We start from the raw sequence: 11,374 nt of genomic DNA on the forward strand, positions 1-11,374 counted from the left end.
TCTAAACTATTGTCTAAATGATAATTCATTTTTGTACTTATAATCAAAAGAAGTTCCTTTAATGTTACCAGGTAAAATATATTGTAATTTAATAGTGTACTTACCTTCAGGCATCATTCGAAATTCATGTTTTATGATACTTATCTCAGGAGAATTACTATTAAGTACACCTTTAGCATAATCATTATAAACCCTATCCCTAATGCTAATGTAATCTCTGTAATAGATAAATGGTAAATTATACTTATACGGAAACCTTGTTCTCCTCCAATTTAAATTAGTTTCATTTTCTAAACTAGTAATATAATTACTAAAAATAGGTAATGCTTTTTTTGGTATATATCCATATTCCGATGGGTCTCTAGTTATGGAGTATTTATTATTAGAGTTAAATTTTTGATACAAAATGGGGTTAATATCTCTTACAAAGTATATATCTTTTAAATCTGATTCAGCCACTACCAGTGCTTTATTTTCAGAATATTTATTCCCCAATAATTCAACTAAATCAAACCCTTCATTGTAACGTATTTGAGATTCTAGATATATTACTAGAGAATTAATTTTACTCCAATTATTTCTAGTGATCTTAATATTTTTCATCTTGCTTGCAAAAGTTTTATGCTCACTCGATTTAAACTCATAAGAAAGTCTATCAATCTCTCCTTCTTTCAAAATATTTTCGGCTTGATTCTGTCTTACTTGCACTGTATTACCGTCATCATATTGTTTTTGATCTACCCTTGATCTACCAGTGTTTGTAGTGCTCGTATTTTTGGGCGTGCTTACAATAGCCATTAGATATTTTGTATCCTTACTAACTTTTGGTAATGTATAATTTACTTTATTTGATCCGTTATTATATCCAAACGCTGTTTCTTGAGTATCTCCTGTTTCATCTATATATTTAACAGTACTTTTCCACTGTGAATCATCAAATAAGTAATCTTGACCTCTTTGTAATTGGATATATCCTTTATTATACTCTCCAGGATAAAATAGCTGTTGATCTACTACAGGATAAGCGTATTGAATATTATGCAATGGAATATGATCTGGCGCTCCACCGGTTGTAAAATTACGTTCTTCTTTTTCTACAGCTTTCTGACCATCTACATAGATATCTTTGAATACTCCATTTACTTTTTCCTGAAAGCTTACTTCTACAGTAACTTTTAATTTACTATCCGGTGGTAATATATCGTCTGATATAAATGTAGCTCTATCATTCATACGACCCCACTCTAATTTTCCAACGATCTCTTTTCCAGTTTTATCAGTAACATTAAATCTATCAAGAATTACTTTATAGGTTTTATCACCGTCATCTTCAGGAATGACTAGCGGTTGATTCACTTTCATTGCAAAAGCAGCTTGTGGTGCTGCAAATACATCTACATCGCCAGAATTATCTCTCGGTGTAAGATCTGTTATCATTTTAATTCCTCCTAATGGTGAGGCATTATCAAATTCACATTCTTCACCCAATGTAATTTTGAATCTGTAGCTTCCTTTTACCAAACCTCCTAATAAATCATAATAACCGGCTGCATATCCTCTCATCCAAAATGGATTTGGTCCTTTTGCTTGCATTAAAATAGCTGCTCCACCTTTGATAATTGGAATTTTCTTTCTTATAAAAAACAACTTGATATTAATCCCTAATTCTCCTTGCAAATAGGCATATGCTTGTCCATTAGCGTACCAACCATTAATTCCGACTTGTCGCCCTGTGTTAATACATTTGGCTTGCCCATAATTCTTTACCATAATATCAAGACCTACACCTGCCTGGAATCGTGCATAAAGAATCAAGAAATTGAGGTCACCAGTATCTACCTTAAAGTTTACTCCAAAAGCAAAACCTTTTCCTTCTCCCAATGCATTTTCATCACGCATATAATCGAGTTCATTTGCATCTACGCCTAAGATTTCTGCAACTTCTGGTGGTGGAGGTGGGCTACCTGGCATTCGATCACCAATCATAAAATAGCCTCCTGTTTCTAAACTGAAAGAACCTATTCCCATTTTTAAACCAAGCCTGTCTTCTGGGGTTCCTATGTGTACATACCATTCTGAAGGTGCAAAATGAAATACTGCCCATCCTGCCCTATTTTCGGGACCAATACCTCTTAATAAACCATCTACAACTGAGACATAGATATTAGAATTACCATGTAATGTTTCATTGTTAAAGTCATACGAAATATGTAGATCGGCCTTTAGACTAGATTTTGCAAATTCTTTTTTGATATCTACAATATTGACTTCTAAAACTTTATTCGGAGTAATCTTATTTAAAAACTCCGGTAAACCCAATTGCTTTTTTAGTGCTTTTAAGTCAAAACTTACCGAAATATTAACTCCGACTGATGCTGAAACCATAAATTCTCCAAACCCATCAAAGCCAATTCTGTTTAACCCACCATTCTTATTAAATAGCATACTAAACATGATTTTACCTCTAAATGCCTCTGACCCTTTTATACCTAAAAATCCAGCTGCTCTTAAATCAAGTCCAATTTCATTATTGGGTTCATATATCAATCCCGAGAGCGACTGACCGATATCATTAGAAGCTAAATTATCTTGGGAAGTATTTGAAATACTATGCCCAATTCTTTCCATATTATAAGAGAGTCCTCCACCAATTGCATTAAGTCCAACCGGAGGTACTATAGGTATCGTTGCGGGTAAAATTCCTATAAAATCTACGTAGAAATATCGATAGCTATCTGTATTACCAAATAGACCTTTTGCCTGAACTAATCCTTCAGTATCAAAAATATCTAGCGAAAGTTTTCCTGTAAACCCTTTTCCGTAAGTCGGATCGTCTTCAAATAACATGAGTTCTCCAGAAAAACCAACTTTTCCAATATTGGCATCTATTAGAATTTTTGAAATGGTAAGTCTATCATACTTCCACTTCTGCATGTATTGTTGTTCTTCAAATTTACCAAAGACTCCTAATCTGGTTGTTGCAGCAAAACCTTTACTATTTTTCCCCATCAAATTAATCATGAGATCAAATTCTAAGCCTGCACCATATGCATTAGATGTAAACGCAATATCTGCTATAGAAACCGGAAAATTTGCTAATTTCACTTCATCTCTATATCCAAAATAATCTACCGAAATAATAGGAGTTTCTGTCTGAAGAACGAGATTTTGAAATTCTATCCCCTTAAATTCTACTGTATTTTGTCTTCTCTTGCCATTTGCGTCAAATGTAATTTCTTTTTCTCCTTCATCCTGCAAGGATTTTTTCTGGCTTGTAGAGATAGCCATTCTTCCATTGAGAACTGCTTTAGGTCTAAAATTATCTTCAACTACCGTTAATTCTACTCCAGAATTAGGTAATAATTGCGCTTTTGCTTTAAAAACATCAAAATTAATGGTATCTAATGTAGACACAACAAGAGAATATTCTTCTTCAGATATAATCCCTGCATATCCAAGTCCTAATCGATCGCTCTGTTCTTGTCCTGTTTTGATATCAGAAACCGGTAATAATAAGCGACCATTAAAATCCGCTCCGACTAATCGGTTAGCTACTAAACTTATGGATATTGCATCTACAGAGTACGCCCAGGCTTTTGATTCAGAAGTTCTACCTGATTCTAAAGGAATCAGATTTTTTGCCGAAAAATATCCGGAAACGCCATAACTATCAATTATTAGGTTTGCAGCCTCAAAAGAAACTCTACTTTTGTTTTTAATACTACCATCTGTCTTAAATTCTTTTGGTAGCCCAACTTCTAAAGATTCTACATATACTCCTCGCCAGGTTTCAGGACTTGGTAACAATAAACCTTCATCAAAATAATGTTGAGGAAAATTGACATTTAATGTTCTTAAATCACTGAAATCAAATACTGCCTGATTCACAGAGAACATAAATTTATTCGATTGATTTGCCAACACAAAGGGAGACAGGTTTACTTCTACAATTAAATCATTCCAATCCGAAGCTATTGCTCTAAACTGCCCTTTTACCCTATTAGGAATTTGAAAAGACTCTTTAACCGCTCCCTCATATTTAACTGTTTCTGGTAAAGGATCTCCATTAGGTTTAACTGGTAATATTAAATTTCTAGAAAATTGAACCTCACCTTCGATCCCCATTTCTTTTACACCATCGCAATTAATCGTAACAAAAGTCTTGTTTAGAGCATCTCCGGTTTTATAATCGAATCCTCCTTTTAAAATTAACAACCAATTACCTCCATTAAAAGGAATAAACATATCTCCCAACAACACCAAATTAGCATCTCCTATGATCCCTCCCTGATGTGAGAGTTTTACATTATTAGCACCAAAAAATAATTCTATTGGCAATCCGTCTTTATCAGACTGGGGTAAAATAACTTTTGCAAATACTGTTAATTCGGTATAATCTTTTGTAAACCGAGCTTTGGTAAATCCTAATTGGTATTCTACTTCGTTAACTTTGTGTTTAATTCCTACTGGTAGTACTTGAATATCTTCATTACGAAAAGAGCCTATCCATCTGCCTGTACTATCTATTTCTCTAAAACCTTTTTTTGCTTCTTGTTTAGCATCATTTGTTAAGGACAAAGGTGCAGGAAATTCTTTTTGTATTGCATCAAAAGTAAACTCCGGTGAGGTTACTTTTACAAACGACTCTTTATGTACAACAGGAAATTTTTTATCTAACTCAGGAAAATGAAAAAACTCTGCTTCTGATTCACCTACATATAAGTTTTTTCTTACAGATAAACTATCTTTTTCATTCGCTAAAAGGAAGAAAGAATTCGCACTAATACACCATAAAAACAGGAGTAGTTTTATTTTCATAAAGTTATGTTAAGATTCAGGGCTGCAATAATACGAAAAAATATACTATAACAACAATAAAATCAGTACACTTTTAAAGATTTAACAAGTAATAATGACAAGAAAAAATAATGTATTTTTTACAACAATATAGGATAAAAAATAAGGTAAAACCTTATTTTATTGACCATACACTAAGGTATAGAGCAAAAAAAACCGCTTCAAATATACTTTGAAGCGGTATAAATACGATTAATATATTTTACATTTTAGCCGACAATTCTGCTAATTGTCGAGACTTAACTTGCATATATTTACTCATTTTTTCAATCTCTTCTCCAGAAAGTTTTGTCATAAGTTCATTATATTGTTTAGAGAGGCTACTACTGGCATCATTTAATTTTAAAAAAGAATCCATATCTTTTGCCTCTACGGCTTTCTTATAATTAGACACATATTTTTCATAATCACGAATATATCGCTTCGCATCTGCATTTTCTGTACGATCAGAAGTACCTGGAATAGGAATCAGCTTACTGGTTCTCTCAAAATCCTTTTTACCATCTCTTTCCGGATCTTTTTTCTTCTTTTCCTTTTTTTTCTGAGGCTCAGGTTTTTCTTCTTCAATTGTTTCGGATGCGACAATTTGAGTAGAATCCTGTACTTTTTCGACAACTTCTAAGTTATCAGATTTTGGATCTTTCTTACATGAAGATACCAATAATAAGGTTACACAAACAAAAACGGTTAAAATCTGCTTTTTCATAAATTAATTGTTTTAAGAAAATAAATAGTTTTGACGTGTGAAGTGAACTATAGAGCTTTTTATGAGTAAGTTAGTGATTTTTATTGTAAAAATTCTTTTAATTTTTCGTAATTCATTTCGGTCTGAGTACCAGAGACCATATCTTTAACTGTAAAGCTTTTATTTTTTACCTCTTCTGTTCCTGCTAAAACCACAAAAGGGATACTTCTTTTATTTGCATATGTCATTTGTTTTTTCATTTTAGCACTATCGGGATATAGCTCTGCTACAATCTTGTCTTTTCTTAATTTTTGTATTGCTTTCAAACAATACAACGCTTCATTTTCTCCAAAATTGATAAATAAAACCTTAGTTACAGGAGTTACTGTCTCGGGAAAAAGATTTAATTCTTCTAATACCAAATAAATTCTGTCTAACCCAAATGAAATCCCCATTCCGCTTATATTTTTTAATCCAAAAATACCGGTTAGATCATCGTATCTTCCACCACCACCGATGGAACCCATTTTTACAGTATCCGGAGCTGAGACTTCAAATATTGCTCCTGTATAATAATTAAGACCTCTTGCAAGAGTTACATCTAAATCTATACTTGCTGTTTCCAAAGACATCTCTTCTACGGCAGTAAGTATAAATTCAAGCTCTTCTACACCCCTCATACCTTCTTCAGAAGTAGCAAGCATTGCTTTTAATTTCTCTACTTTTTCAGAACTTGTTCCTTTAAAATCGAATAAAGGTTTTACTTTTTCTATAGCTGTTTCAGAAATTCCCTTATTAAGCATTTCTTTTTTTACACCTTCTTCTCCTATTTTATCTAATTTATCTAATGCGACAGTAAAATCAATCAGCTTATCACTAGCTCCAATTACCTCTGCTATCCCTGAAAGGATTTTGCGATTGTTCATTTTGATCGTAACACCTTCTAACTGCAAAGCTGTAAAAACAGCATCATATAATTTGATAAAATCTACTTCTTGCCATAACGAAATGCTTCCTACTACATCTGCATCACATTGATAAAATTCTCTAAATCTTCCCTTTTGTGGACGATCTGCTCTCCAAACAGGTTGAATTTGGTATCGTTTAAATGGAAAATCTATTTCGTTTTGATGTTGTACCACATATCTAGCAAAAGGAACAGTAAGATCATATCGTAGTGCTTTTTCACTGATTATAGAGGTTATTTTTTTACTATCCTTAGACTCATATAGAGAATTATCTATTTTGTTAAGATAATCGCCACTATTCAATATTTTAAAAATAAGTCGATCCCCTTCTTCACCATACTTGCCCATCAAAGTATCGCTATTTTCAAAACTTGGAGTTTCTATAGGCTGAAAGCCAAACAATTGAAATTTCTCTTTGATCGTGTTAATAATATAATTTCTTTTTGCTACCTGTACAGGAGAAAAATCTCTGGTTCCTTTTGGTATTGATGGTTTTTGAGCCATTAAATCGTAAATTGCAGTTAATTAAGGGATTATATTTTCCTCTTTTTTTTTAATTCTAAATTTTCGCTAATACAGTATTAAAAATACTTGTTTAAATTTTGCGAATCTTTACAATAAAAGTTTACAAATATCTAAAAAAGGACTCTAATTTCGAATTTAAAATATCAAGAGTTTTTTAACATCAACATAAAAAACCGTTTTTTGCAGTAACTTTATCATCACTTTACAGTCTTATACAATAAATGCGCATCAAAAGTTATTATGTTTTCACTTTTTAGAGAAAATATTAGAATCGCTACAGATTCTATAAAAGGGCAAGTTCTAAGAACAATCCTTACAATTTTAATCATTGCTATTGGCATTACTTCTCTAGTTGGTATTTTGACATTAGTAGGAGCGTTAGAAAATACAATCTCTGGTGATTTTGCCTCTATGGGCGCCAATACCTTTAATATACAGCGTTATGAATTTGAGGCAAGAAATAGTAGGGAGAAAGAAAAAATAAACCCTATTATAAGTTATCGAAATGTAAAGACATTTAAAGAAAAATTTGAATATCCCTTTACAAAAACTTCTATATATTTCACTGGTACCAAAAATGCAGAAGTAAAATTTGAAAGTAAAAAAACAGATCCTGAGGCTTCTGTATTGGGGGTAAATGAAAATTTTCTAGACAATACAGGAACAGAAATTGACAATGGAAGAAATTTTACTTTTTTTGATATCGAAAACAACAATCCTGTATGCTTGATAGGCTCTGATTTTAAAAAAGATTTATTCAAAAATACCAATCCATTAGGAAAAACTATTAGTATAAGAGGTGCAAAGTTTAAGGTAATCGGAGTACTAGAAAGTAAGGGGGCAACTTTTAGAAATAACCAAGATTTACGTGTCCTTATTCCATTACAAATTGCAAGATCATTGTTCACACTACCAAATATTGATTATGCGATTAGCATCAAGGTAGATGACAAACAATTTCTCGAAGGCGCACAGGATGAAGCTATAATAACCTTTAGAAACATCAGAAAATTAAACCCTATTGAGAATAATGACTTTGGGATAGAAAGAAGTGATGATTTACTCAATAGGATTGCAAATATAACTGTATACTTATACTATGCTGCCTGGATTATCAGCATTATTACAATTTTTGGTTCTTCTATCGCATTAATGAACATTATGTTGGTTTCTGTAACCGAAAGAACAAGAGAAATAGGAGTTAGAAAAGCACTTGGAGCCAAAAAACATACTATTGCCGGTCAATTTTTTATGGAAACTATAATCATAGGGCAAATTGGCGGCATACTCGGTATAATATTAGGCATTTTGATAGGAGGAGGAATATCGTCTATTGCTAATTTTGCTTTTACCACTCCATGGCTAGCTATTATTGCTGCAACAACAATATCATTTATCATTGCAGTAGTTTCTGGTTTATATCCTGCTATAAAGGCTTCTAATCAAGATCCTATCGAGTCATTGAGGTATGAGTAAAGAAGTAGATTATTTTAAATAAGTATTTCCCTAGCTTAATTCAATTCATAACTCAGAATTTATTTAATTTCTATGGGTCACAATTAAAAATCATAAAACCTTGCAAATAAGAAACTTAAAAGTTTATTATATTTTTCTTTCATCTTTTTTTAAAATTTTAAGAAACATTTTTAGGCTAGCTTACATTAATATAAAGAAACAAAATAGTTATGCGTCTTGTTGTTTTGACAAAAATCAATTAGCAAACCAATTATCATATTTAATGATTATAAGAATCACTAAACCAAGCTATAACTATTAAAATTTATTATAAATGAATATAGATAATAATGCTTTTAAAAGTCAAAAGTTAATTTTTTTCAACTTCTTTGCAGATTGTTAAAATAATCTTAATTTCGAAGCCCCAAATTTAGAACCATATTGAATATACGATTACTTACTTTGTTTATTTTTTCCTATACAATTATCCTTAATGCTCAAAACCTTGAACAAATAGGCAAGGTTCCCTTATTGAGGTATAATGGAGGAATTTCTGCCAATAGTGTTTTTTATGATGGATCCGCAAATCGTGATCCTTTTACATATTTTATTAATGGAAATCTTAATTTTAATATCAGTGGTGTTTATAATATTCCATTATCTTTTTCATATACAAATCAAGATTTTGGATATTCTACTCCTTTCAAAATAAATCGTTTAAGTATTCACCCATCATATAAATGGGTAAATACACATATTGGAGATATTGCAATGACCTTTTCTCCATATACTTTAAGCGGTCACCAATTTACAGGTGGTGGTGTTGATCTTACTCCTACAGGACCTTTTAAAATTAGTGCTCTCTATGGTAGATTTTTAAGAGCTTCAGAATATAATATAGAACTCCCGGAAGTTTTACCTGCCTATGAAAGATTCGGATATGGACTAAAAGCGTCATATGATTTCAAAAAAATTGCAGTTGGACTCATATTTTTTTCTGCAAAAGATGATCAAAGTTCTTTAAAAAATGAAATCCCAGTTGAATTAGAACTGACTCCTAAAGAAAATACTGTAATTAGTTCAGAAATAAGTTTTAATTTATTTGATAAAGCAAAAATACGCGTAGAATACGCAATATCGGGTATAACAGAAAATACTCAAACGAATGAGTCTAGAGAAACATCAGGTATATTATCTTTCTTATTAGATGAAAACAATACTACTAACTATTACAACGCTTTAAATGCGAATCTTGACTATCCTGCTGGTAATGGTTCTGTAGGTATAGGATATGAACGCATAGATCCAGACTATAGAACATTTGGAGCATATTATTTTAATAATGATCTTGAAAACATTACATTAAATGCAAATCAAAGTATTTTTAATAATAAAGTAAATCTTAGCGTTAATGCAGGACTTCAAAGAGATAATCTTGATAATACCAAAAGTTCTGAGTTACAACGTGTAGTAAGTGCTGTAAATATTAATTATACTTCGTCTGATAAATTATCATTTAACGGGGGATATTCAAATTTTCAATCATATACTAATATTCAAGATCAATTTGATTTTATAAACCAAGTAAATCAATTAGAAAATGTCGACACTCTGAATTATCGTCAAATATCTCAAAATGCAAATCTTGGAATCAATTATATTTTAAAAAAATCAGAAAGTAAACAGAAAACAATCAATCTAAATCTCACTTATCAAAGTTCTGATAATAAACAAGACGGAAGAACTATAGAAAATGGATTATCCAGATTTTATAATATAGCTTCTGCATATACATTGGGCTATCCAAAAAATGCTCTTAATTTCTCTTTAGCCGCCAATATTTCTTATAATACTATCGGGAATACTGATAATCTAACCTTTGGTCCTACATTAACAGCAACTAAATCTTTTTTTGATAAAAAACTTAGAGTTAATTTTTCAAGTGCTTATAATTCGGCATTTAATGATGGAGAAAAGCAAAATGATATTTATAATATCAGACTGGGTAGTAGTTATACTTTACGGGAGAGTCATAATCTCAATCTTAATCTATTATCATTATTCCGAGAAACAGAAGATACAAATAACACAGATTTTACAGCTACGCTAGGATATTCTTATTCTTTTGACACTTTTAAAATCAATTCAAAAAAACGAAATAAGAAACTTTTGAGTGACGCTGATGGTATTATAACAATTGAAGAAACTTTACAGTTTCGATACAAATCAACCACCTATAGCGGGACAATGCTACAAATCACAGAACAACTTACTAATGTAAAAAATAGCTCTAGGTTTCAAAATATTCCACAACACGGTAAAAAAGAAATCGATTTTTTATTCGAGGTTGTAAAAAAACAAAATAAAGTAAACTCTTATAAAGAACATGCATTGCAATTCTTAAAAGCATTATACAGCTTCGAGGACTTCTTAAAAATATATGATGATATTGTCTACCAAGTATTAGAAACAATAAAAAAAGATATGCAGCTTATGGACTTTAAATTAGAACGAGATTATGTAAAAACAAAAATCGCTTTGGATGCCTTAAAAAAAGAAGTCCCTAAAAATAATTTGAAGATAGAAGAATCGAACAATAAATTGATTGATAGACAGAAAAAATTAATTGGGCATAGATGGATGAAGAAGCAATTTGATAAATACAACAATATTGAATCAGTCAAAAAACCAGATAATTTGATCAAAGAGTTCAAAAAAAATGAAGTTGAAAATGCTTTTAAATTACATTTAGAAGAGAGTGATGATCACAAAAAGATAAAGACATATTTAGAATATCAAATCATCGATTTTTATTATCGTAAATCTCTTGAAGAGAAAAATAAAGGTACATTAGAACTTAGATATATAAATAAGATATAAACCA

Annotated in this window: 5 protein-coding genes; 2 read left to right on the forward strand and 3 right to left on the reverse strand. The window is 31.1% G+C overall.

Going from position 1 to position 11,374, the window contains the following annotated elements:
* Nucleotides 1–6: 6 nt before the first annotated feature.
* From FHK87_RS03195 to hisS, 3 genes are all read right to left on the reverse strand, one after another.
* A complete protein-coding gene (locus tag FHK87_RS03195; protein ID WP_140589682.1) occupies nucleotides 7–4,818 on the reverse strand; it encodes a hypothetical protein in 4,812 nt (1,603 codons plus the stop codon).
* Nucleotides 4,819–5,059: 241 nt separating this feature from the next.
* Nucleotides 5,060–5,563 (reverse strand): hypothetical protein, encoded by a 504-nt coding sequence (locus FHK87_RS03200; RefSeq protein WP_140589685.1) that lies wholly within the window; start codon nucleotides 5,561–5,563, stop codon nucleotides 5,060–5,062.
* An 80-nt stretch (nucleotides 5,564–5,643) separates the two neighbouring features.
* Nucleotides 5,644–7,014, reverse strand: coding sequence for a histidine--tRNA ligase (gene hisS / locus FHK87_RS03205; protein ID WP_140589688.1), 1,371 nt, complete (start codon nucleotides 7,012–7,014; stop codon nucleotides 5,644–5,646).
* A 261-nt stretch (nucleotides 7,015–7,275) separates the two neighbouring features.
* Here hisS and FHK87_RS03210 point away from each other — a divergent pair, with 261 nt between their 5' ends.
* The gene (locus FHK87_RS03210) at nucleotides 7,276–8,511 is read left to right on the forward strand and encodes an ABC transporter permease (protein WP_140589690.1); all 1,236 of its coding nucleotides are present in this window, start codon (nucleotides 7,276–7,278) and stop codon (nucleotides 8,509–8,511) included.
* A gap of 420 nt (nucleotides 8,512–8,931) precedes the next feature.
* A complete protein-coding gene (locus FHK87_RS03215; protein WP_140589693.1) occupies nucleotides 8,932–11,370 on the forward strand; it encodes a TonB-dependent receptor in 2,439 nt (812 codons plus the stop codon).
* The last annotated feature ends 4 nt before the right edge of the window (nucleotides 11,371–11,374 follow it).

The sequence above is a fragment of the Aquimarina algicola genome (genome assembly GCF_006443095.1).
GTDB lineage: Bacteria > Bacteroidota > Bacteroidia > Flavobacteriales > Flavobacteriaceae > Aquimarina > Aquimarina algicola.